This is a genomic window from Phytohabitans kaempferiae (genome assembly GCF_042433955.1).
Lineage (GTDB): Bacteria > Actinomycetota > Actinomycetes > Mycobacteriales > Micromonosporaceae > Phytohabitans > Phytohabitans kaempferiae.
The window spans coordinates 234,778-257,046 of sequence record NZ_JBHLUH010000077.1 but is presented as its reverse complement, the minus strand read 5'-3'; the positions used below and the strand labels follow the sequence as shown (position 1 = coordinate 257,046).

19 protein-coding genes, 3 tRNA genes and 2 pseudogenes are annotated in these 22,269 nt (G+C 68.6%); 13 read left to right on the top strand and 11 right to left on the bottom strand.

The features are described from left to right. Positions 1-1,018: 1,018 nt before the first annotated feature. From ACFFIA_RS35975 to ACFFIA_RS35945, 7 genes are all read left to right on the top strand, one after another. Positions 1,019-1,429 (top strand): colicin E3/pyocin S6 family cytotoxin, encoded by a 411-nt coding sequence (locus ACFFIA_RS35975; RefSeq protein WP_377260133.1) that lies wholly within the window; start codon positions 1,019-1,021, stop codon positions 1,427-1,429. Positions 1,430-1,502: 73 nt separating this feature from the next. Next, the gene (locus ACFFIA_RS35970) at positions 1,503-1,808 is read left to right on the top strand and encodes a hypothetical protein (protein WP_377260131.1); all 306 of its coding nucleotides are present in this window, start codon (positions 1,503-1,505) and stop codon (positions 1,806-1,808) included. Between the two features lie 122 nt (positions 1,809-1,930). Further along, positions 1,931-2,839, top strand: a complete 909-nt coding sequence (locus tag ACFFIA_RS35965) for an ImmA/IrrE family metallo-endopeptidase (protein WP_377260129.1) — start codon at positions 1,931-1,933, stop codon at positions 2,837-2,839. A gap of 117 nt (positions 2,840-2,956) precedes the next feature. Beyond that, complete coding sequence (locus ACFFIA_RS35960) at positions 2,957-4,270, top strand: helix-turn-helix domain-containing protein (protein WP_377260127.1); 1,314 nt, start codon at positions 2,957-2,959, stop codon at positions 4,268-4,270. A 255-nt stretch (positions 4,271-4,525) separates the two neighbouring features. Beyond that, positions 4,526-6,211 (top strand): replication initiator, encoded by a 1,686-nt coding sequence (locus ACFFIA_RS35955; protein ID WP_377260125.1) that lies wholly within the window; start codon positions 4,526-4,528, stop codon positions 6,209-6,211. 37 nt (positions 6,212-6,248) lie between these two features. Continuing rightward, complete coding sequence (locus tag ACFFIA_RS35950; RefSeq protein WP_377260123.1) at positions 6,249-6,410, top strand: helix-turn-helix transcriptional regulator; 162 nt, start codon at positions 6,249-6,251, stop codon at positions 6,408-6,410. Then, positions 6,410-7,684 (top strand): tyrosine-type recombinase/integrase, encoded by a 1,275-nt coding sequence (locus ACFFIA_RS35945; protein ID WP_377260121.1) that lies wholly within the window; start codon positions 6,410-6,412, stop codon positions 7,682-7,684. The genes ACFFIA_RS35950 and ACFFIA_RS35945 overlap by 1 nt, the downstream gene beginning before the upstream one ends. A 76-nt stretch (positions 7,685-7,760) precedes the next feature. On the opposite strand, the gene ACFFIA_RS35940 is transcribed toward ACFFIA_RS35945, so the two are convergent. Further along, a tRNA-Arg gene (locus ACFFIA_RS35940) sits at positions 7,761-7,833 on the bottom strand. Between the two features lie 34 nt (positions 7,834-7,867). Continuing rightward, positions 7,868-7,958: transfer RNA gene (locus ACFFIA_RS35935), tRNA-Ser, on the bottom strand. Positions 7,959-9,601: 1,643 nt separating this feature from the next. Here ACFFIA_RS35935 and ACFFIA_RS35930 point away from each other — a divergent pair. Continuing rightward, positions 9,602-10,021, top strand: coding sequence for a hypothetical protein (locus ACFFIA_RS35930; protein ID WP_377260119.1), 420 nt, complete (start codon positions 9,602-9,604; stop codon positions 10,019-10,021). Between the two features lie 81 nt (positions 10,022-10,102). Here ACFFIA_RS35930 and ACFFIA_RS35925 read toward each other — a convergent pair whose 3' ends face one another. Continuing rightward, a complete protein-coding gene (locus ACFFIA_RS35925; protein ID WP_377260117.1) occupies positions 10,103-10,876 on the bottom strand; it encodes a CPBP family intramembrane glutamic endopeptidase in 774 nt (257 codons plus the stop codon). A gap of 183 nt (positions 10,877-11,059) precedes the next feature. On the opposite strand from ACFFIA_RS35925, the gene ACFFIA_RS35920 reads away from it, so the two are divergent. Continuing rightward, positions 11,060-12,175 carry a globin domain-containing protein gene (locus ACFFIA_RS35920; protein ID WP_377260115.1) on the top strand — a complete coding sequence of 372 codons (1,116 nt, stop codon included), beginning with the start codon at positions 11,060-11,062 and terminating at the stop codon, positions 12,173-12,175. A gap of 20 nt (positions 12,176-12,195) precedes the next feature. On the opposite strand, the gene ACFFIA_RS35915 is transcribed toward ACFFIA_RS35920, so the two are convergent. Further along, complete coding sequence (locus ACFFIA_RS35915) at positions 12,196-13,716, bottom strand: peptide deformylase (protein ID WP_377260113.1); 1,521 nt, start codon at positions 13,714-13,716, stop codon at positions 12,196-12,198. A gap of 362 nt (positions 13,717-14,078) precedes the next feature. Here ACFFIA_RS35915 and ACFFIA_RS35910 point away from each other — a divergent pair, with 362 nt between their 5' ends. After that, the gene (locus ACFFIA_RS35910; protein WP_377260309.1) at positions 14,079-14,864 is read left to right on the top strand and encodes an IucA/IucC family C-terminal-domain containing protein; all 786 of its coding nucleotides are present in this window, start codon (positions 14,079-14,081) and stop codon (positions 14,862-14,864) included. Here the strand turns inward: ACFFIA_RS35910 and ACFFIA_RS35905 are convergent. From ACFFIA_RS35905 to ACFFIA_RS35880, 6 genes are all read right to left on the bottom strand, one after another. Beyond that, the gene (locus ACFFIA_RS35905; RefSeq protein WP_377260111.1) at positions 14,854-15,387 is read right to left on the bottom strand and encodes a YbhB/YbcL family Raf kinase inhibitor-like protein; all 534 of its coding nucleotides are present in this window, start codon (positions 15,385-15,387) and stop codon (positions 14,854-14,856) included. The two genes, ACFFIA_RS35910 and ACFFIA_RS35905, sit on opposite strands and share 11 nt — an antisense overlap. Before the next feature lie 10 nt (positions 15,388-15,397). Further along, a complete protein-coding gene (locus ACFFIA_RS35900; RefSeq protein ID WP_377260109.1) occupies positions 15,398-16,297 on the bottom strand; it encodes an NAD-dependent epimerase/dehydratase family protein in 900 nt (299 codons plus the stop codon). Between the two features lie 102 nt (positions 16,298-16,399). Continuing rightward, complete coding sequence (locus tag ACFFIA_RS35895) at positions 16,400-17,026, bottom strand: DUF6188 family protein (protein ID WP_446686993.1); 627 nt, start codon at positions 17,024-17,026, stop codon at positions 16,400-16,402. Positions 17,027-17,199: 173 nt separating this feature from the next. Then, positions 17,200-17,925: a hypothetical protein gene (locus ACFFIA_RS35890; RefSeq protein ID WP_377260107.1), complete on the bottom strand. Its 726-nt coding sequence runs from the start codon at positions 17,923-17,925 to the stop codon at positions 17,200-17,202. Further along, a complete protein-coding gene (locus ACFFIA_RS35885; RefSeq protein ID WP_377260105.1) occupies positions 17,915-18,469 on the bottom strand; it encodes a hypothetical protein in 555 nt (184 codons plus the stop codon). Before ACFFIA_RS35885 ends, ACFFIA_RS35890 begins: the two co-directional genes overlap by 11 nt. 559 nt (positions 18,470-19,028) lie before the next feature. Next, positions 19,029-19,117: transfer RNA gene (locus tag ACFFIA_RS35880), tRNA-Ser, on the bottom strand. A gap of 84 nt (positions 19,118-19,201) precedes the next feature. On the opposite strand from ACFFIA_RS35880, the gene ACFFIA_RS35875 reads away from it, so the two are divergent. From ACFFIA_RS35875 to ACFFIA_RS35865, 3 genes and pseudogenes are all read left to right on the top strand, one after another. Further along, positions 19,202-20,134 (top strand): NAD(P)H-quinone oxidoreductase, encoded by a 933-nt coding sequence (locus ACFFIA_RS35875; protein WP_377260103.1) that lies wholly within the window; start codon positions 19,202-19,204, stop codon positions 20,132-20,134. A 68-nt stretch (positions 20,135-20,202) separates the two neighbouring features. Then, positions 20,203-20,882 (top strand): annotated as a pseudogene (locus ACFFIA_RS35870) (thiamine pyrophosphate-binding protein). A gap of 5 nt (positions 20,883-20,887) precedes the next feature. After that, positions 20,888-21,545: pseudogene (locus tag ACFFIA_RS35865) on the top strand (transketolase family protein). Here ACFFIA_RS35865 and ACFFIA_RS35860 read toward each other — a convergent pair. Next, entirely contained in the window at positions 21,496-22,197 is a 702-nt protein-coding gene (locus ACFFIA_RS35860; protein WP_377260101.1) for a glycosyltransferase family 2 protein, read from the bottom strand. The pseudogene ACFFIA_RS35865 and the gene ACFFIA_RS35860 overlap by 50 nt on opposite strands. Positions 22,198-22,269 lie beyond the last annotated feature (72 nt).

Below are 22,269 nucleotides of genomic sequence, written 5' to 3'. Positions count from 1 at the left end.
TTTCCCGCAGGTCAGGCCCTGATGACATTGCGCGCCCGAAGGGACTCGAACCCCTAACCTTCTGATCCGTAGGCGAGTCTCTGTCACGTTCGACCGGGGCTCGCCTTCGCTCCACATCGGACCGGCGGTGCATTCGTCGGCCCGATGGAGCGGCTTGCTGGGGTCAAGGTGGGGTCAGTGGGCGTCGGCCTCTGGTCCGTGGTCTGAGCAGTGCGCGGTTGTCCGGCGTTCGGGTGGGTTACCGCCCCGGGCCGTAGGTCCGGGGCGGCTTGCCGGCGCGGCGGCTTACCGCGTACACGCCCTGCGCCTGTTCGTCCCGTCTGCCGTCGACCCACCCATTGGGGAGCGGGCCGGCGCCGGGGCCGCCGTTACGAGACGAGCGGAAGTGGATCGATCAAGGCTGGCGGTCCCGGCGCCGGTCTGCTCGGCTTGCCTGGGTCGATGGTGGGCGGGACGAACAGGCTCTCAACCTTCACACCTACGGACCGCAACCTGCGGATGGTCCTCGGCTGTCCCGGAGCCAAAGCGCCCGCTCTTACGCTCCTCGGGCGCGTCAGCGCCCGCCGCGCGTGGGGCTGGGTCAGGAGTCCCCCTACGACTCCACAGCCAACCTGATACAGGCTCGTGAGCAGACTCGTCGCGGTCCTACGCACCTTGGCTACCATCGGCCGCTCCCTTCCCCCGGCCGTCGGACTCACCGAGCGCTTACCGCTCGTGGGACCGCCGGTCAGATACCTCTGAACGGACAGCAGGACGAAAATGGAGCACGCTACGACTGTGGCGTCGGTACCTGAGTCGAACAGGCCCCCGACCCACTCCGCACGCGGCGGACGCTGTGCAGTTGTCCGTCAAGCATGGCATCCTGCCGTCCTCGGATCGCAGCCCCAGGTGCGGCCCGCCGCGGGCGCCCGAGGACGGGCCGGAGGTCCGCCCGCAGGGCGATCCGCGAGCGGGCACGGTGCGCCGCGCTCGCGCGGCGCCTTGATCCAGAAGAGACGAAATCGGCAGCGTCTCCGCCGTGCTTGACGCCTCCACGACAGGCTGCGGGCATTCCGGGATCCAAACCCAAAGAGCGCTTGTCAGTGATGTTGGGCACAAACTCTCCGGGAGGTTACACTCTGGTGCCGCGCGATCACCCCGTTCACCGTCCTCGTCGGCGCGCCTCTACCGCCGTGGTGCGATCGGAGCCATACTGACGTTGTCGTATACACCCCTACCCCGACCGAGTTACGTTGATCAACTTGACTACCTCGGCGCCCGTAACGGGGAGCGTCGCTGGCGGAGCCGAGACGGCAACCTGTACACGTACGACGGGCAACACTGCGAGTTAGAAGTCTTCAACTCTCGAGGTCGCCACATCGGTGTGGCGGACGTGTACACTGGGGCGTTTATCAAGCCAGCTCGCAGGGGAAGGAGGATAGATGTCTAAGCTGGTACGCCGGTCCAGGAGGGGCCTGCCTAGATCATCCTTCGTTGACGACGTCTTGGCCGGACGTGTCCTGATGACGGACATACACGACTATATCGAACGTTGGCATGACGCTCCCCCTGAGTCTGTAGAAGCCTCGATGGAGCTGCATGACTTCTTAGGTATGTCCTGGGACGAATATCGTCTATGGGGCGAGCAGCCTTCGTCATTGCGCTTTATCCTCGCCGCCCGACGTGCCGAACAATCGGTTTCCGAGGTATTGCGCCAGGCTAAGACCGTGGGTGCGGCAGCGCGCTCACGCGACTCCTCGGATGCTGAACGCGTGCTTTCATGGCTTGCTAAGCGGGGTCAGATCGAGGCGTCCCAGCGTAACCTATGACACTCACTAATCTCGGCGCCTGGGCTCTGCGCTGCGCGGAAGAACCTGCCTCCTCCTTGGCAGCTACCATAGTAGAGCGCTTAAATCTCGTCCCGCCCATCGATATTGCAGGCATAGTGTCTATGTACGCTGACATCGTTGAAGAGGACTGGCCCTATACGGACTGCGACGCTGTGGTCGTCGGGCTTTTGAGGGAGCGGCCAACAATCTTTCTTCGCGCGAAGCTGCATTCGAGGCGCCAGCGTTTTACGCTGGCTCACGAACTAGGTCACATTCAAATGGGATGGCACATCGGCGTCGTGGGATGCAATCCTGACGCCAGCCAATTCGAGGTTGAACCCCTTCGGCCAGTTGTCGGAACCGAGCGAGTCAGCTCCCCTCGCCGCCTTGAGGAGCAGGAGGCGGAAGCGACACGATTTGCATCATATCTCTTGATTCCGGATAGGTTCATCACTCCACTGCTCACGCAGATGGATATGCCAACCATTCTCCATGGGTTGGACGACACCAACGTCTCTACCTCAGCCGCACTGATGAGGCTCCGACGCCTTCTCCAACCCGGCTTCTGTTTCTCTTTCCGCGAAGGTAACGAGCGACGCGTATTTACGTCATCCGGGACCGCGCTCCCAACGATGCAAGGTGACTTTGACTTCCGAGCGATTGCAGCGATCGCGGAAGATCATGGGCGCACTAGGCTTGCTGGTCGTATGGTTGAATGGTTCAGGCTCTCAGACTTTGGCCGCTTTGAGCCATCCAACGATCCGAGGACAGCGACGACTCTTCTCCGATCTGCGATCGCGGATCATGAACATGACTCCGCAGGCCAAAGGAGCCACTTCCTAAGCATCAACGGCGTCGTGGGCGGTAGTCTCTCAGTAGAAAGAGCCGAGACGCCAGAACAAGCCCTTTCAATCTTGAGACACAAATTCAAGTCAAAATCGCAGTACGGTGCGATATCGACCCACCCCAACTTTGATCTTTATCTTCGCAAGAAGGTCGAGGAATGGGCGCAGAAACGTGGATTGCTGTAGGGTCGCTAGCACATTAGGCGCCCCACAGGTCTGTTACCAGACTTCATAGGCACCGGGTACCCTGACTGTTGGCGAGGCCGATCCAGCGGGCGAAAGTCGATGGCCTGGGGGTGATCGATGGGCGGCAGGGCGTTCGAGCCGTTGCGTATACCGGCTGGCTTCTGGGGCCGCGACGACGTTGGCCAAGCGCTCCGTCAGCGGGATTTCGGTGCATTGCTCCGCTTGGTCGCGAAGTACGCGGGTGCCAGCCAGACGCAGATCGCGATCGCTGTGGGCGCTACCCAGGGCCAGGTCAGCACCATCATGAGCGGGTCTCGACAGATCACCGCGCTCGACGTGACCGAGCGGATTCTCGATGGCCTCGGGGCGCCAGACGACGCGCGGATGACGTTCGGCCTGGCCCCACGCGTGCTACCGGGCGACCTTGATGGCGAGCTCGTCACTGCCGCCGCGTTCCCCTCGGCGATCGATGAGGACGGCCTAGATGCCGTCGAGCTGGCCAATCGTGTCATGGCTACCGATGTCGGGGCCGAGACGCTGGAACGGCTGGAGGCCGCGGTGGATGGCCTCGCGATGGCCTACGCGACCACTCCGCCGGAGCAGCTTGTCCCTCGCACTCAGCGGCAGCTTCAGTACGTCGTCCGCCTTCTCGACGGACGTACGACGCTCGACCAGCACCGTCGCCTCCTGGTGGCCGGCGGGTGGCTGGCCCTGCTCGCTGCGACGCTTCGGATCGACCTGCGCCATCGGGTGGCGGCTGGGGCGTACCTCGGCACAGCGCGGCAGATGGCTGAGCACGCCGAGCACGCCGAGATCCAGGCGTGGATCCTCGAAACCCGGGCCTGGGAGGTGTTGACCGTGGGGGACTACCGCCGCGCGGTTGACCTCTCGCGACAGGCCCAGGCGACCGCGCCGCGCGGCAGTTCGGCGCACATCCAGGCGACTGCTCAGGAGGGCCGCGCCTGGGCGCGTATGGGCAAGGCGTCGGAGACGCGCGACGCGCTGATGCGCGTGGAGCACCTGGTGTCACCCCTGGCGCGCCCGGAACGGCCGGAGCATCACTACCAGTACGACCCGGCGAAGGCGCTGTCATACACGGCTACAACCCTTGCGTGGGTGGGTGATCCGGGCGCGGAGGAGTACGCCCGTGCTGTCATCGCGGAGTTGGAGTCCGCTCCAGATGGTGTGGTTCGGCCTCGCCGCGCGGCCACTGCGCGCCTCGACCTAGGCGTCGCGCTTCTCGCGGCCGACAAGCCGGACGAGGCGGCGGCTGCCGCTACTGCGGCGATCACCTCTGGCCGTGTGGTGCCGTCTACCTGGTGGCGGGCGGCCGAGATCCTGGCGGGCGTAGAGCAGGCGGGCATCGCCGAGGCACGCGCCCTACGGGATGCGTTCGAGACCTACCGTCCAAAGGTCAGTACGGGTCGCTGACCACTCGACGGCTGGGACCTCGTAACACGCTGACCAGGCACGATCAGGGACGACCGGGGGCGGCGATAGAAATTCCTCGACGTTTGGCGATCCGCAGCTATGCTTGTTGACAACTCGACAAGTCAAGTGACCGCTATAGCAATCAGCTAGGAGGTCAAGCGTGATTCGCAATGCCACGGCTACCACCGGAGGTGATCAGTGACCCAACCTGCTCCGCACCCGGTGGATCCACGGCCGGGTTCTCGGGCCGCTCGGATGCGTCAACCCCTCGCCAAAGACGCCCTGCGGCTCCTCGCCGAACAGCACGGCGTCTGTGTCCGCCCGCTTGCCATGCGGCGCACCGACACGCAGACCGGCCTCACTGAGGCCGTGGAGGTGCCGTGCGGTGCCCGGCTGGCGACCAAGTGCAAGCCCTGCGCCGAACGCAACCGGCGACTTCGCATCCAGCAGATCCGCGAGGGGTGGCACCTGGCCGACGAACCGGCCGTCCAACCCGACCGGCCTACCGGTGAGGCGTTGGAGCTGGTGCGCTACCGGGCGCATCTGGAGTTCGCCCGCGAACAGCTCATGTACGAGCCGATGGCACTCGATGAGCGGGCCGCCCAACTCGCTGACATCGACGGTGGGATCGCCGAGGTAGACGAACACCTGGCACAGTCCAGCCTGCGCGGGCACCTGACTCCGCGCGACCGGGACGACCACCGACCGCGCCGGAAGCGATCCACCAGGCGGCGGCAGGACAGCCCAGATCTGCCTCGGCTGCCGGTCGACGCGCGCACCGTGGGCCGCGTCTTCGCCGGCAAGGCGGGCAAGACCTACCGGCCGTCGATGCTGGTCACGCTCACCCTCGACTCGCATGGATCGGTGCACCAGCACATCCGGCGCGGCGCCTACGTCCTGCCCTGCGAATGCGGCACCCGGCACAGCCAGCGAGACGATGTGCTCGGCACGCCGATCGACCCCGCAGGCTACGACTATCGGCGGGCCGCGCTCGACGCCATCCACTTCGCCCGCGTGCTGGATCGCTGGTGGCAGAACCTACGCCGGGCGGCCGGGTGGAACGTCCAGTACGCCGGTGCGGTGGAACTCCAACGCCGGCTCGCACCGCACGCGCACTTCGCGATCCGCGGCACTCTTCCCCGACGACTGCTCAGGCAGGTAGCCGCAGCGACCTATCACCAAGTTTGGTGGCCAGCCTTCGACCAACCGATGTACACGGTGGACTGCCCTCCGGTCTGGGACACCGACCAGGGCGCCTACATCGACCCGCGCACGAAGGAACCACTGCGGACCTGGGCTGAGGCGCTGGACGACCTGGAAGAGCCGGACGCTGAGCCGGCGTACGTCGCGCACCTCGGCCGGATCGACGCGCGCGGCATCGAGGCAGGTGGCAAGGACAGCGAACGCGCGATCCGGTACGTGACGAAGTACGTCACGAAGGATCTGACCGAGCACGCTGCTCCACACTCGGACGCGCAGCGAGCGCACTTCGACCGGCTCCACACAGAGCTGTCCACGCTCCCCTGCTCGCCGACGTGCGCCAACTGGCTGCTCTACGGCGTTCAGCCGGATGGTGTCAAGGCGGGCCTGACGCCCGGGCGCTGTTCCGGCAAGGTGCACCAGCGGACCACCCTCGGCTTCACCGGACGGCGAGTGCTCGTCTCACGGCAGTGGTCCGGCAAGACCCTGGCTGATCACAGGGCGGACAACCGCGCGTGGATCCGGACCATCCTCGGCGGCGGCCTAGCCGACACCGAGGAACAGCCTCCGGCGGACAGGTACGCCTTCGAGCTGGCGCGGCCAGACGACCCGGACATCCCTCCGCTTGAACACCGGATCCTCCGGGCCGTCTCCGCACGCATCCGATGGCGAACAGAGCTGCGCCAAGCCAGACAACACCTTTCGGCAACTGCTCACGACATCACCCCACAAGCGGCATGACGGAGAGAGGAGCCCAGAGATCGAGAAGCTGCTGACCTTGGAAGAGGCCGCGCGCCTCTTGGCTGTGTCGCGCTGGACGGTGTTCCGGCTGGTCAAACAGCGACGCCTCGTGTCGGTGGTCGTTGCGACGCGTTGCCGTCGCATCCCTGCCTCCTCGGTGGAGGCGTACATCGCGGAACGAATCGAGGAGGCTGCCTGATGCGTACAACCGTGGGAACACCTGACGACCCAGGGGCGGGGCGTCGTGGGCGCAACCGCCGCAACGGCGAGGGATCGATCCGCCAGCGCAAGGACGGCCGTTGGGAGGCGCGGGTCTGGCTCTTCACGACCGATGGCGGCGAAATTCGCAAGAGCGTTTACGGCGCCACGTGGGAGGAAGCCCATGAGCTGATGACGAAGCTCAAGGCTGACAACATGGGCGGCGTGCGGCTTCCTGTGGCCAACCAGTCCATAGAGGAGTACCTGAGGTACTGGCTCGTTGAGATCGCCCAGCATCGCGTGCGACCGTCCACAATGGCCAGCTACCGTTGGCTGGCAGAGTCCTACGTGATCCCATACCTCGGGTCGAAGAAGCTCGCCAAGCTGCGGCCGTCCGACGTGCGGACGTTCCTCAACCGGCTCAAGAGCGTTTGCCAGTGCTGCGCGCTGAAGAAGGACGCCCGACGCGTCGAGCAGGGGCGGGCCGCGCGCTGCTGTGCGAAGAAGCCTCGGGAGTGCTGCGACTCCCAACTGTCCGACGGGTCAGTGCGCTACGCGCATCGGCTGATCCGGGCGGCGCTCCAGGATGCGGTCGTGGAGGAGCTGGTCGCATCCAACGCCGCGAAGAATCTGCGCATCTCGCACCGGTACCGGCCGAAGTTCACGCCCTGGACCTCGGATGAGGCGAAGAGGTTCCTCAAGGCGGCCCGTGAGGATCGGTGGTACGCGCTCTACTCGGTGGCGCTCGCGATCGGGCTCCGGCGCGGTGAGGCGCTGGCGCTGCGTTGGGCGGACCTCGACCTGGTCGACGGCGTGCTGAGGATCGAGCGCACGCTCCAGCGGATTGATGGGCAGCTCACGGTTGGGCCGGTGAAGACGGACGGGTCCGATCGCAAGATCGCGTTGCCGCCGGCGCTGGTCGACGTCTTTCGGCAACACCGCGCTCGGCAGGCCGGCGAGCGCCAAGCGGCCGGCGACCGGTGGAAGGAGCACGGGCTGATCTTCACGACGGGCATCGGCACGCCGGTCGAGCCTCGGAACATGAACCGGCACTTCGACCGGTTGTGCGAGCGGGCCGGCGTGCCGCGCATCCGGTTTCATGATCTGCGGCACTCATGCGCGACGCTGCTCTACGACCAGGGCGTGCCGATCGAGAACATCCAGGACGTGCTCGGGCACAGTTCGCCCACCGTGACCAAGACCATTTACATCGAGGCGACCCGCAAGATCCAGCGCGGGGCGGTCGACCGGCTTGGGTTCCTCTTCGATGAGTAGCGCTGGGGTCAAACCTGGGGGTCAACGTGATCAAGGGCCGGCCCTCAGAAGCGAGGATCCGGCCCTTGACCTGCTGCGCGCCCGAAGGGACTCGAACCCCTAACCTTCTGATCCGTAGTCAGATGCTCTATCCATTGAGCTACGGGCGCTCGTGCTCGACCAGCATACACACCAGCCTTGGCGCGGAGACTCCGGGATTCGAACCCGGGAGGGGCGGTAAAACCCCAACCGCATTAGCAGTGCGGCGCCATAGACCAGACTAGGCGAAGTCTCCCAGGTGGCCGTCGTAGACCACCGCCCGCCGAGGATACCGTGCGGCTGGTTCTTGCGCCAAAGCGGCGCGGGCTCTTGGTGGCTGGGTTTCCGGGAGGTGAAGCGGGCCCATCCGGACTAGGCTCCGTCGTCATGGAGGAGGAGCAGCGCAAGGGCGGCCGGCGGGAGCGCCCGCGCCCGTCCAAGGCTGCCTTCACCCCACCCGAGGAGGAGCCGGCATCCGCGCCGCCACCTCGGCGCCCACCTGCGAAGCGGCCGGCGCCTTCGGTGCTCTTCCAGGCGCCCACCGACCTGGCAGATCCGCCCGGCGAGCCGCCGAGGCACGCCCGGCCGGCGCGGAAGGCGGCCCCGGCAGATCCGCCGGCGTCGGCACCTTCCGAAGCGAAGGTGAGGCCGGGAGAGTCCGCGGGCGAGGCGCCTCTCCGGGAGCGCCCGGCTCAGCCAGCCGGCGCGGATGAGCCGCCGGAGCCGGCGCGCGGGCGATCCACCAAGCGCCCAGACGCGGACGCGCCCGCACGAGCCCGGGTAACAAAGCGCTCGGAGGCGGACGAGCCTCCCCGATCCCGCGCGACAAAGCGCACAAAGGCGGCCACGCCGTCTCGACCTCAGGTCGCGGCGCTCTCAAGCCCGGGCGCGACGGGCTCTGCTACGGATGAGTCGCCGCGAGCCGGTAACGCGGCGCCCTCTGACGCTGACAAGCTGCCGCAGACGCACTCTGATGCCGCCGAGCCGCCACATGCTGGGGCGATCGGTCGGGCCAGCGCAGAAGCACCGGCCGAGCCGCCGCGACAGCGTGCCGGCGCGGAGGAGCTGCAGGCACCGGTCGAGGCGCGCACTCCAGCCGGCACACCACCTGCCACAGACGAGAGCGCTGACCCACCGGTCGCTCGGTCTGCCAAGCGGGCCAGCGCAGGCGACCCAGGCGAGGCCGTCGGCGCGTCGGGCGGCGCCCGGCCTGCCAAGCGGGCCAGCAAGGAGGCATCGGCGGCGGCGCCGCGAGCGCGCGCGGCCAAGCGGACCGGTGCGGGCGCGCCGGCGAAGGCAACGCGCGCTCGCCCGGCCAAGGCAGCCAGCACGACCAAGGCAACCCGCGCCCCCAAGCCAACGAACGCCGCCGAGCCCGCGACCGCCGACGCCACGACGCCTACCAGCGCCACCGAGCCCACCGAGCCCACCGAGCCCACCGAGCCCACCGAGCCCACCGAGCCCACCGGCGAAGCTACCGACAAGGCGAGCACCGTTGAGCCACCGGACACCGGTACCTCGCCAGACCCGGTAGCCGTACCGGCCAGTGCGGACGGGCCCGCGGACAGTGGCGACGACGCGGGGGCGGCAGCGCCGGATGTGGTCGGGGTTACCGGCGACCGGCACACCGCCGAGACGGCACGAGCGGCAGTCGCTCTGGTTGAGGGGTCGGTTGTAGCTCGTACCAAGACGGGAGATGGACCGGTGACCAGGCCGCGGCTGCTCGATCGGCCTGGACATGCCCCGGAGCTCCTGGCTCTTGGGGCCGTGCGGGCCCTCGGGCCGCGGGCGCGCGACTGGGCGGCGCAGACGCGGGCGGCGTATCCGGCGGCTACCGACGATGGGCTGGCGCGGCTGGCCACGCGGCGGTTTGTCCGGATGGCGGGAGCTGGTGGGGCGGTGGCCACCGCGTTTGGGCTGCTGACGCCGGTGACCGAGCTGGCGGCGATCGGATGGGCGCAGGCGGGGTTGGTGCTGCACCTGGCGGCGGCCTACGGGCACGATCCGCTTGACGACGAGCGGGCGGTCGACCTGTTGGTGCTGGTCGGGGTGCATCCGTCGGCGGAGATGGCGCGGGCGGCGCTGGCCCGGGCGACCGACGCCGACATCGAGGCGGAGGGGCCGCCGATGTTGCGGGCGGCCGAGGCGGCCTGGCGGTTGGCGATGCCGCTCTCCAACCAGGCACGCGGATGGCTCGCGGTGCGGACGTTGGTGCGGCGGCGGCTGCCAGGGGTGGTGCCGGTGACGGCCGCGGTGGGGGCCGCCGCGACGGTGGAGCGGCTCGCCTACCGGGCCCGCGCGCACTACCGCCACGCCTGACGGGGCCAGCCGCGACCGCGCAGCCGTCCGCCACCAACGCGCGTGCCCGGACCGGCCGCCGCGTGGGGACAAAGCGACAGGCTAGAGCCAGCTCACGTGGTCGCGTACCAGTGTGTAGCCGATGAAGGCGACCACATCCAGCAGCGTGTGCGCGATGACCAGGGGCAGCACGCGCTTCGTTCGCAGGTAGAAGAAGGCGAATATCACGCCCATCACCGCATTACCGACAAAGCCGCCGAATCCCTGGTACAGGTGGTACGAGCCGCGGAGTAGGGCACTCGTTGCGATGATGGCGCGTACCCGCCAACCAAGCTCCTCTAGGCGAGTCATCAGATATCCGACAACCACCACTTCTTCGAGGATCGCGTTCTGGGCGGCGGCGAGGATCAGCACCGGCACGGCCCACCACAGTTCGGGGAGGGCGGCTGGCACGACCGTCGCGTTGACGCCGAGTTCGCGGGCGCCAACGTAGAGGCCGATGCCGGGCAGGCCAATCACCAGCGCCAATGCCGCGCCCCAGGCCAGGTCGAACCCGGGTCGCCGGGCGTCCAGGCCGAGTGTGCCGCGCGCGTCGCGGTCGCGGTTGAGCAGGTGTATCGCCAGCAGCACCGGGACCAGCGCGAAGAAGATCCCGAGCAGCTGGTACGTGAGGTCGAGATAGGGCCGCGGCGACTGCGAGGCATTGAGCGTGGCCGTCTGCTGGGAGAGCGGGCGGCTGGCGGTCAGCTTGGCCGTGATGGAGACGAGCGCATAGACGGCCGACTGTCCAAGAGAGACGCCGAGGACGAGCAGCACCTCGTTTCGGCGAGTGGTGTAGGCGCGGCCGGTGGGCGGCGGGGCTAGCTCAACCTTCACCCGATAACTGTGCCCGACGCGCCGCGAAAGACGGGCCTACCGCCACCAAGATCAACCAAATCGCACAAGATGTGCGACCTTCAGCAACGCTCAGTGCGCAGTCTGAACACTCTCGCGCAACTTCCACGTCATCCCTCAGACGCGTGACCGCTATCCGCGCCGCGCACCACGGAGAGAGGGTCTATGGGAAACCTTTCGCGGCTCCTGAAGGAAAGCTGGATTCTCGTCGAGGAGCACCAGGACAAGGTCGCCAGCTATTTCTACGCCCGCATGTTCCTCTCGAACCCCGAGTTGCGGTCTCTCTTCCCGGTTCATATGGACGTACAGCGCGCCAGACTACTCGGTGCGATCGTGACGGCGGTGCAGACACTGGACGATCCGGAACGATTCGACGACTACCTGCGCGCGCTCGGCCGGGACCACCGCAAGTTCCACGTCGGCCCCGAGCACTACAAGGTGGTGGGCGAGGCGCTGATCGAGGCGCTGCGCACGTTCGCGGGCGAGCAGTGGGGCGTGGAGTACGAGCAGGCGTGGAGCGACGCGTACGCGGTGATCGCCAAGAAGATGATGGCCGGCGCCGAGGCCGACACCAACCCGCCCTTCTGGCACGCCGAGGTGGTCTCCCACGAGCGGCGGTCGCGCGACATCGCCGTCTTCACGCTCCGCCCGCTACAGCATCCGCTGAACTACCGCGCGGGGCAGTACGTGAGCGTGGAGGCGCCCCGCTACCGCCCGCGGCTGTGGCGCACGTACTCGATCGCGAACGCCCCCCGCAAGGACGGCACACTCGACTTCCACGTGCGAGCGCTCGGCGCCGGCTGGGTCTCCAGCGCGCTGGTACGCCGAGTACAGCCGGGCGACCTGCTGCGCATCGCGGCGCCGATGGGCACGATGACGCTCGACCGCAAGTCCAGCCGGGACATCGTGTGCGTGGCCGGCGGCACCGGGCTGGCGCCGATCAAGGCACTGGTCGAAGAGCTGGCCCGCTTCAACCGCAACCGCTGGGTACACATCTTCTACGGTGCCAAGGACCGCGACGACCTGTACGACCTGCCCGACCTGGAGAAGCTCGCCACGCGCTACCCCTGGCTCTCGGTGGTGCCGGCATGCAGCGAGGACGCGGACTACGCGGGCGAGCGGGGCAACGTCAGCGAGGTGGTGGCCCGCTACGGCCCCTGGATCGACCACGACTTCTACGTCTCCGGCTCACCCACCATGGTCAAGTCGACCCTGCGCGCGCTCGCCGAACTCCAGGTGCCGCCGCTGCGCATCCGGTACGACACGCTCGGCGAGCCCTAGCAGGGCCCGCCGGCACGACCTCAGTACCGCCAGGGGTTCCCAGCCTCGCGGTACTCCTCGACCGGCACCAGCGGGACGCCCGGCGCCATGCGGTCGACGTACAGCCGCCCCTCCAAGTGGTCGATTTCGTGCGCCACCAGCCGGGCCATGCCCAGCTCGAACGACGTGATCACCCGCCCGCCGTCCCACTTCGCGTGCTCGACCTGGAGCGCGAGTGGGCGTGACACCAGCCCGCGCACATCGAAGAAGGAGAGGCAGCCCTCGTACTGCTCGTCGGTCTCCGGCGACGACTCGACCACGCGCGGGTTGAGCAGCACCACCGGCTCGGCCGTGCGGTCGGCGGGCCGCACCACCGCGGCCGCCCACGGCAGCCCGATCTGGGGCGCGGCCAGACCCACCCCCTTGGTGAACGTGTGCAGCTCCTCGACCCGGTCGAGCGCCGCCACCAGCCGGTCGACGACATCGCGGGCGTCCGCCTCGTCGCGCGGGAGGTCGAACTGCCGGGCCGCCTGCCGCAGTGAGTCGGCGCCCCGCTGCACGATCCCCACCGCGCGCATGCGGTCGCTGGCGCGTACGGCGATCGCGAGCCCGGACGGTGGCGGACCATTGTGCCCCCGGAAGCGCCACTCGAGGCGGTAGCGGGCGTTGAGTGGGGGCGACTCGGTCGTCCACTCGAACGTCGTACGCTTGCCCTCCGCCCGCCGGCTGACCGGCGTGCGCAGCGGCGCCTCCTCGGCCGACAACGACGTCTCCACGCCCCACACCTGCGCGTCGAGCCAGTTGGGGAAGTCGAGCCGCACCGTCAGCCGCCGGGTCGGCAGCCGCACCGCGCGCTGGAACCACTGGCCCCACTTGTCGTGGCTGACCGTGTAGGCGTACTCGATCACGGTGCGCTGCCCTGGGTAGAGAGGAAAACGGCCCTCAGAGTTTTCGAAGAGAAGCCAGACCTCCTTGAACGCGTCGCGATCGTGCTTCTTCCGGTATTCCATCGCCTCCCGAGCCGGCTCCTCGCCACACCACGCCTGTAGATCGAGCTCGGCGAAGCTGAGGGGGTGGTCGCGGTGGTGCCGGTTGGACTTCTCCGGATCATGGGGGTACCGGTCGACCGCTACCCGGATCAGGTAGCGCGTGACCGGCTCGGTGCCCGCGTTGTAGAGCGCGCGCCGGATGACGCACCGGTAGGAGCCCTCCCGGTAGGAGAGCGTCGCCACCTCCTGCTCCACGATCAGGCCGGTGCCAGGCGGCAACCACTGCTCGGGTACGGGCGGGTCGCGGTGGCTCGGCGAGGACCGGGCGTGCCGCAACTCGTCGTACTCCTGGTAGCGCTGCCAGATCGCGCCGCCCGCGCCAAGCACCGCCTCGGCACGTCGGGCGAAGTCCTCGGTCGGACGGTGGCGACGTCCTTCCACATGGCTGACATAAGACGGGTCGAAGCCCATGCGGGCCGCGAGCTGCTTCTTGCTCATGCTGCGCTCGACCCGCCATCGGGCTAGCTCGGCCGCGAACGTGTCCGCGGCCCGCTCGATGGGCGATGTCGTCATCTGTTGGGTACCTCGGGCCGGGACTTTCAGTCTGCTTTCCGGACCGTGTGGGCCAACGTCAACTGGCGCGTTACCGACAAAAGCCTTGACAGACCGCACCAATGGCTACTCAGGCGAATCGCACCACTACTTAAAGTGACGTCACACGGAGTGTGACTGTAGACATCTTGTGAGGAGAAAGAGAGACGCAGAGCCGATTCTCTGGTTAGCCTAGCCTTAGTACGCTAGATTGATCCGTCGGCTTTGAGAGCAAAGGGATGTGGCGTAGTGGACACGTTTACGCGGCGAGGCACCGGGCACCTTCCGGGCTTGACCGCGTACGTCGCGCTCCGTGAGGGAGGCGACGCAAAGTGACGACGATCATGCCACACCGCATAGCCGGTGCCGACCTCCTCGCTCCGATCACATCGACGCTGCGGGCGATGTTCGGCACAGACGACCTGCCGGGCCTGGCCCCCGGTCTCCTCGTGCCCGAAATATCCGACGCCCGGTGGGTCCCCACCACCCGGCTGATCGACGGCACTCACCTGCCCGACCTGCTCGACTCCGCCAAGCACCGGTGGAGCGCGTCGCCGCACGCCGCCGCGGCGCTGGCCTGGAAGGCGTACACCTACTGGCTCTCGCTGCCGGTCGTGCTCGGCTGGGCCTCGGCGCGGCGCGTGCCCCTGCTCCACCCCGACGACGTGCTGATGCACTTCGAAGACCAGCGACCGCTGCTGACCCTCGGCTTCCGCCGCTCGGTCGCCGTCGCGGTGCTCCCCTCCGACCCGCTGGCCCTCTCCGGCCTCCCCGAGGTGCGGGTCGTCCGCGACGAGGCAGCCCTGCTGGCCGCGCTGCGCTCCTCGCTCCTCGACGCCCACCTCACGCCGCTGCTGGACGCGATCCACGGCCAGGTGCGGGTCGGCCCGCGCACTCTGCTCGGCTCGGTCAGCTCCGGCATCGCCCACGGCATCCTGCGCGCCGCCGATGTGCTCCCCGGGTCGACCGCGGAGCACATCGACACGCTGCTCACCACGCTGGGCGTCGAAGACCTGATCGAGCTGGTGCCCGGCCCGAGCGGCGAGCTGACGGTGCAGCGCAAGACCTGCTGTCTCGCGTTCACCCTCCCTCAGCCCAAGATCTGCGCGGGCTGCTGCATCAAGCCTTGACTTCGTAGGTCACCAGCAGGATCGCCCGGGCCAGCGTGTGGAAGGCCAGGTTGAAGCCGACCACCGCGTTGGAGGCGTCGGGCGTCACGTCGAGCGCGTCGACATCGACCGCGTGGACGGCGAAGTAGTAGCGGTGTGGGCGGTCACCTGCGGGCGGCGCGGCCCCGCCGTACGCCCGCACGCCGTAGTCGCTGCGCACATGGAAGCCACCGTGCACGTCGCTGGCGCCGGCGCCGCGCTCCAGCTCGGTGACCGAGGCGGGCAGGTTGACCAGGTTCCAGTGCCAGAAGCCGCTGACGACCGGCGCGTCTGGGTCGAAGCAGCTCACCACGAAGCTGCGGGTCTCGCTTGGAAAGCCGGACCAGGCCAGGTGCGGGGAGAGGTTCTGACCACCGACACTGTCGTGGGCGAAGGTCACATCGAGCGGTTGACCTTCGATCAGGTCGTTGCTGACGACTGTGAACGAGGGGACAGCCGGAAGCAGCTCGTAGGGGTCCGGCGCAATGGGACGATCAAGACTCATATCGTCATCCTTACACCTGCTGCGTGTGATGCCATGCCGCCCAGGCGTCGGTGAGGATGCCATCCACGCGTGACCGGTGCGGCTCCCACTCCAGGCCCACGCGCGCCCGGGACACGTCGGCGACGAGGCGGAGCGGCTCGGGCTTGGGCGGATTGTGGCGTACGGGCACGCTCCGGCCGGTGACCTCCTCGGCACACTTGATGATCTCGGCCATGCTCACGCCGGTGCCGCTGCCCACGTTGTACGTCCGGTGCTCGCCCAGCCGCGCGCCCTCCACCGCCTTGACCATGGCATCCGCCGCGTCGGCCACGTGCACGAAGTCTCTGGTCGCCGACCCGTCGCCATTGATCGTCACGTGTGGCAGCTCGCCGGTGATCGCCCGGAACACGTTCGGGATGATCCGCGTGGTGTCGGTGTCGCCGCGCCCGTCGACCGCACCGGAGACGTTGAAGTAACGCAGCACGACCGCGCCGACCGCACCGGTGGCCGCGCACGCGGTGACCATCTGCTCCGCGGTGGCCTTGGAGGCCGCGTACGGGCCCTCGGGGCGGGGGTCGAGGTCCTCGGAGAGCGCGCCGGCGTGCCTACCGCCGTAGACGACGCTGCTGGACGCGAGGACGAACGGGACCGGGCGGCGCAGCGCCAGCAGGAGGTTGAGGGTGCCGCCCGCGTTGACGTCGAAGTAGGCCAGCGGCTCGACGGCCGAGTCGCGGGTCCGCGTGGCCGCGGCGAGGTGGCAGACGGCGTCGAAGTCGCCCTCCCGCACGTACGCGGCCACCGCGCCCCGGTCGCGGATGTCGATGCCGGCCCCCGTGCGGCTGAGCACGCTGACGCTGTGGCCAGCCATGCGGAGGGCACGGCAGACGGCACTGCCGAGGTATCCGTGGCCGCCGGTGACGAGCACATGCACGCGCCAAGTCTGCCGGTCGCGCTGCTGTCAGGTGCGAACGGGCGTCGACCGCGCCCAACTCCTTCGCCCGGCGCACGAGGCTCTTCACCGACACACCCCCGCTTAACCTCGAAGAGCCGACATGAGCCGGTCGAGCTGCGTGACGATCCACTGCGGGTCGAACCGTGCGGCGACCTCATCACCAGACCCCGACGGTGCCGGTGCCAGGTCAAGCCCACCGGTTTGTACGTCAACAAGGACGGCCCCAGCGGCACGCAGGACGTTCAGGTTTCCGCCCAGGCCGGATGTCCCCACAGCCGGGTACTCACAGTTGGCACCATCACGAGCGGCAGTCTCGTCGCCAACGCCTCGCAAATCGTGGCCGCCGCGTAGGTGTCGGCGATGCCCGCCGCCGCTTTGTTGACCGTGTTGAATACTGCGAGTGTGGGCTGACGTGCAGCTGGACACCTTCGTCGAAGGTGAGATGCAGGGCGCCTTTGGCGCGGATTTCGACGGCGGCGACGGTTCGGCGGAAGAGGTCCAGGGCGGGCGCGAGGGCGGTGCCGGTGCCGGGTCGAGTTCGTGCCATTCGCCGTCGCGATCGCAGAGCAGGAATGGTGTCTCGATGACGAGCTCGGCGTCGACCCGGTAGCCCTCGTCGCGATCGAGAGCCGAGAGGCTAAGGCGTACCTGATAGTCGAACGGGGTCCGGTCGATGTGGCAACCAATCAGCGCTGTGGGGATCTTCATTGCACCTGTCCTGTGCGATCGATCGCGGCTGTTCGACGACACGGCAGTTCCGGTTTACGGACCTTGAATCTAGCGATGTTCTTGGTGGTGGTACGGGCGGCTTCGGTGAGCAACTCGTCGCGGTAGTAGACCCGCCAGGTGGTGTCGGCGGTCTCGACGCACTCGGCGCCCGGTCAGGACAGTGACGCGTCGCGACGGGGGATCCGCCGACGCGACTCTTGGAGGTGAGCCGTCGACAGCAGTTCGAATGGCCGGAGATGCCACGCGGCCGAGCGGTTGGTCCAGACCTGTGGTCGTTCCACGTCAGGCGTAGCCTCCTGGATCCGTTCCTTGAGCCAGGCGTAGCTCACACAGTCCGGATTTCGCCGGCCGCCCGGCGACACCGCCTGCTCGAGCCTCTCGACGAATTCGGTCCGTGGCCGATCGAGCATCACCTGGTGTTCGGCACAGGCGGCCAGGATCACCAGCGTGCACGACACCTTGGCGAACCTGGCCAGGGCGGCCGCGTAGCAGGTGTCGGCGACGACGATGGCCCCGGCGGTGCCGGGGAGGGCGGTCAGGGAGTTGCCCACGTCGGCGAGGGGCAGCACGCCGTCGTACAGGCACCAGCCGGCATCGCGAGGGCCGCGTTCGCTGTGCCCGGCGAAGGTCAACACAAGCAGCCCGTACGGATCGAGGCCGGCGATCGACGCCGCGAGCGTGGCGCGAACGTTGGCGCGGGTCGCCCGGGCGCCGACGAGTTCGTGCTGTGCGGTTATCCCGGAAGCGGCGCAGAGCCTGCCGATCCGGGCGATGGTGTCACGGTAGGAGCGGGCCGGCGGCCAGTCGCGGTGTTCCGGGGCGGACAAGACGCCCGCCCCGATCTGCACCGCCACCGCAGGAAGACCGTCAGCGGTCATGGCCGTAGCGCACGGTCAGCGCGGGAACCCGGTCCGGGCGACCGGAACCCTTCGCGGCGAACGCGACGGCGTGTTCGGCCCACAAGTCACTCGGGAACCCGTCCACCACCCGCGGCGGCGGCTCCGGCCACTTGTCCTTATCCGTCACCTCGACCGGCAGGGCCGATGGGTCGTCCAGGAGACTCTTGACCACCCGCGGCGGCGGATCCGGCCACTGGTCCCTGTCCCGCTGGACGGACGGGACCATGGTCCGCACCGTGACCGCGCCCGCCGGGTCCACCCGCAACCCGGCATCGTGCCCAGTCCGGAAGTGGTAGACCCCCTTCTCCAGGCGCAGGGCCGTCGTGCCAGGCTGGAGCAGATCGCCGTGCCGTTCGGCGACGAACCCGCTCTCGGCCGAGTACGCCAGCCGGTCCAGCCGCACCGTCTCCTCGGCGGTGAACTCGACGTCGGACGCTTCATAGACGTACAGGGCCACCATCAGGTAGGCGCAGACCACCGCCGCAGACCTTCCGTGGTTGACCATACGCGCGCTGAGCAGCATCGTTTTTCCCTTCCTCGGTGAGGTACAGCGTGCCGCCGACCACTGATACGCCCCTGACGCTGCGCTGAAACGGTCGGGGCCCGGACATCCGCGGACGGCACCGGCTGTTGAGACAGCGCGCAGTCGGGGGCGAGGCCGACCGGGAGAACCGGCGATCAGCCATCGCCACCAGGTCCGCTCTGGCAGACGACCTGAGGACCCGAAGTACTGCAGAGAAGTACAGCAACGCCAGCAGCCGAACCCACCCGACCGGACTGGATCAAGCCACCTGACCTCGTACCGCCCCCGCATGGGTCCGTCCCGCGCGGAGTTCGGGACGAAGAGGCCGCGCCGCGACGATCGCGACGGTGGTCGACCGCCATCGGGGTTGGGGCGATCGGCTGCCGCGCCGGCAAGCCGGCTTGCCACCGAGCCACCGCGAGGACCTGGCCGTCGAGGCCGCCCGGGCTTCCCCCCGATGCGCCCCCGAACAGCGAGCGACGGCGAGATCCAGCGAGACACCGTGAGACCCCGGCCGGACAGCCGAGCGCCGGGTTTGTGCTGGTCAGAGGGACGAAAGCGGAGGGTGTGGGATTCGAACCCACGATGAGTGTCACCACCCATAGCGGTTTTCAAGACCGCCGCCATCGGCCACTAGGCGAACCCTCCCGGACCGCGGCCTCAACCGGCGCCGAGTCCGCAGCCGTGCCTAGTGTGCCATGGGTCCAACTGGGCTGGTGGGACACTGGGTCCGTGCATGCGATCACCATCCCCAGTGCCGGCGGACCAGAGGTGCTCACCTGGGCGGAGGTGCCCGACCCGCAGCCCGGCGCCGGCGAGGTGCTGATCCGCACCGTGGCGTCGGCCGTCAACCGGGCGGATCTGCTTCAGCGGCAGGGGCACTACAACCCGCCGCCGGGGGCTTCGCCGTACCCCGGCCTGGAGGTCAGTGGGGTCGACACCGCGACCGGGGCGGCGGTCTGCGCGCTGCTCGGCGGCGGTGGCTACGCGGAGCTGGTGGCGGTGCCGGCGGAGCACACGTTGCCGATACCCGCTGGTCTCACGGTGGAGGAGGCGGCGGCGCTGCCGGAAGTGGCGTGCACGGTCTGGTCCAACATCGGCGCCGACCTGGCGGGCAAGACGCTGCTGGTGCACGGTGGTGGAAGTGGGATCGGCACGTTCGCGATCCAGTTCGCCGTGGCGCTGGGCGCGACGGTCATCACGACCGCGCGGCGGGCGAAGCACGAGGCGCTGCGGGAGTTGGGCGCGCACCACACGATCGACTACACCGAGCAGGACTTCGTCGCCGAGGTTCACAAGATCGGCAAGGCGGACGTCATCCTCGACATCGTCGGCGCGCGCTACCTGGCCCGAAACATCGACGCGCTCGCCACCAACGGGCGGCTGGCGATCATCGGGATGCAGGGCGGGGCGAAGGCGGAGCTCGACCTGCGCGCGCTGTTGGCCAAGCGGGGGTCGATCTCCGCGACCGCGCTGCGGGCGCGCGGCCACGACGAGAAGGCCGCGATCGTACGCGGGGTGCGCGACGACGTCTGGCCGCTGGTCGAGTCGGGCGCGATCCGTCCGGTGATCGACCGCCGGATACCGATGCGGGACGCGGCGGAGGCCCACCGGGTCGTCGAGGTGAGCGACCACGTGGGAAAGGTCCTGCTCACCATCGACTGAGCCACCGCGTGAGGCGTCGGTCATAGCGGGTTTGAACTCAAGTTCACTTGAACTTGCACCCTGGCACTATGACCGCACTGACGACGACCACCAGGCTCGGTGAGCTGATCCAGAGGCTCACGGGCGACGAGAAACACGCGCCCAGCGCGCACTCGACCCTGGATGTGCTGTGGGTCCTCTACGACCGCGTCCTGCACGTCACGCCGGATCGCATGGACGACCCCGACCGCGACCGCTTCCTGCTCTCCAAGGGGCACGGGCCGGCCGCGTACTACGCCGTGCTGGCGGCCAAGGGCTTCATCCCAGAGGAGTGGCTGGACGACCTCGCCGGCCCGGACAGCCGGCTGGGGCACCACCCCGACCGCCTGCTCGTGCCCGGCGTCGAGATCGGCTCCGGCTCGCTCGGCCACGGCCTGGGACTCGGCGTGGGCACCGCGTTGGGGCTGCGGGCCCAGGGCCTCCTCCACCCCAGGTGTACGTCCTCATCGGCGACGCCGAGCTGGACGAGGGGTCGAACCACGAGGCGATCACCTACGCGGGCGCGACCGGCCTGGACAGCCTCACCGCGATCGTCATCGACAACCGGTCGTCCACGCACGGTTGGCCGGGCGGGATCGCCGGCCGCTTCCACGACTGGACGTCATCCACAGTAGACGGCCGCGATCACGACGCCATCGAGGTGGGATTGCTGGCACACACCGGCACCGCGCCGCACGTCGTCGTCGCGGTCGTGGAGAAGAAGGGATGAGCGCGATGCGTACCACCTTTGTGGACACTGCCACCGCACTGCTGGACGACGACCCGCGTACCGCCCTGGTGCTCGCCGACATCTCCGGCGACGCCTTCGCACCGGCCGCCCGCCGCCACCCCGACCGGGTCGTCAACGTGGGCATCCGGGAGCAGCTCATGCTCGGCGTGGCGGGCGGGCTGGCGCTGACCGGGCTGCGGCCGATCGTGCACTCGTACGCGCCGTTCGTGGTGGACCGGGCGTACGAGCAGATCAAGCTCGACCTCGACCACCAGGGCGCGGGCGCGGTGCTGGTGAGCCGCGGTGGTGGCGGTGGGGCCGATGCTCGACACGGTGCTGGCGGCGGTGGAAGGGCTGGACGTGACGGTGGCGTACACCAACACGCCGCGCCCCTTTGACGTCTAAGGGCTGCGGGCGCTCGGCCACACCGACGTGGTGCTGGTCGAGCCGTATCTGGCCGGCACGTCGAGCGCGGTGGTGTCAGATGCGCTGCGCGACCTGCCGCACCGCCTGCTCAGCCTCGGCGTCGGGCGCACGGACCTGCACCGCTACGGCAGCCCCAAGGACCACGCGCGGTGGCACGGGCTGGACCCGGTAGGGCTGCGGGGCTCGATCAGCTCCTTCGTGACGCGGGGCGGCGGGCCCGCTCACGACCGAGGATGAACAGCGCCTCGACGCCGTCCTTCCACGTGATCTTCTTGCCCTCCTCGCGACCGCGCGCGCGGTAGCTGATCGGCACCTCGTAGGGGCGGATGCGGCGGCGCAGCAGCTTGCCGGTCACCTCGGCCTCCATCCCGAAGCCGCGGGAGTGGATGTCGAGCGAGCGGTAGAGCGCGACCGGCATCAGCTTGAAGCAGGTCTCGAGATCGCCGATGTAGGAATTGAACAGCACATTGGCAGCCGTGGTGACCGCTTTGTTTCCCATCACGTACCAAAAGCTGTATGCGCTGTGGCTCCCGAAGGTGCGATTGCCGTAGACCACGGTGGCCCGGCCGTCGAGCACGGGGGCGAGGAGCTTCGGGATGTCCTGCGGGTCGTATTCGAGATCGGCGTCGAGGATGACCATGTATTCGCCCTCGGCGTTACGCACCGCCGTCTTGATCGCCGCGCCCTTGCCCGCGTTACGCTGGTGGCTGATCACCCGCACGCGCGCGTCGTCGGCGCGGGCGAGGATCTCGCCGGTGCCGTCACGGCTGCCGTCGTCGACCACCACAAGCTCGATCTCGCACGGATAGTCGACGGCGAGGGCCTGCTTGAGGGCATCCGCGACGCGTTCTTCCTCGTTGTAGACCGGCATGAGGATCGAGAGCTTCACGGGGTGTCTCCAGGGGCCGCTGGCGATAACCCGATCAGCCTAGCTTGGTTGGGTTCTGCGCGCGTGTATGGG

What these genes read in the sequence shown, in the direction of transcription:
- ACFFIA_RS35970 (WP_377260131.1), top strand. Translation starts at nt 1,503, where the DNA reads ATGACGGACATACACGACTATATCGAACGTTGGCATGACGCTCCCCCT.
- ACFFIA_RS35965 (WP_377260129.1), top strand. Translation starts at nt 1,931, where the DNA reads ATGTACGCTGACATCGTTGAAGAGGACTGGCCCTATACGGACTGCGAC.
- ACFFIA_RS35960 (WP_377260127.1), top strand. Translation starts at nt 2,957, where the DNA reads ATGGGCGGCAGGGCGTTCGAGCCGTTGCGTATACCGGCTGGCTTCTGG.
- ACFFIA_RS35955 (WP_377260125.1), top strand. Translation starts at nt 4,526, where the DNA reads ATGCGTCAACCCCTCGCCAAAGACGCCCTGCGGCTCCTCGCCGAACAG.
- ACFFIA_RS35945 (WP_377260121.1), top strand. Translation starts at nt 6,410, where the DNA reads ATGCGTACAACCGTGGGAACACCTGACGACCCAGGGGCGGGGCGTCGT.
- ACFFIA_RS35920 (WP_377260115.1), top strand. Translation starts at nt 11,060, where the DNA reads ATGGGAAACCTTTCGCGGCTCCTGAAGGAAAGCTGGATTCTCGTCGAG.
- ACFFIA_RS35915 (WP_377260113.1), bottom strand. Translation starts at nt 13,716, where the DNA reads ATGACGACATCGCCCATCGAGCGGGCCGCGGACACGTTCGCGGCCGAG.
- ACFFIA_RS35910 (WP_377260309.1), top strand. Translation starts at nt 14,079, where the DNA reads ATGCCACACCGCATAGCCGGTGCCGACCTCCTCGCTCCGATCACATCG.
- ACFFIA_RS35905 (WP_377260111.1), bottom strand. Translation starts at nt 15,387, where the DNA reads ATGAGTCTTGATCGTCCCATTGCGCCGGACCCCTACGAGCTGCTTCCG.
- ACFFIA_RS35895 (WP_446686993.1), bottom strand. Translation starts at nt 17,026, where the DNA reads ATGAAGATCCCCACAGCGCTGATTGGTTGCCACATCGACCGGACCCCG.
- ACFFIA_RS35890 (WP_377260107.1), bottom strand. Translation starts at nt 17,925, where the DNA reads ATGACCGCTGACGGTCTTCCTGCGGTGGCGGTGCAGATCGGGGCGGGC.
- ACFFIA_RS35885 (WP_377260105.1), bottom strand. Translation starts at nt 18,469, where the DNA reads ATGCTGCTCAGCGCGCGTATGGTCAACCACGGAAGGTCTGCGGCGGTG.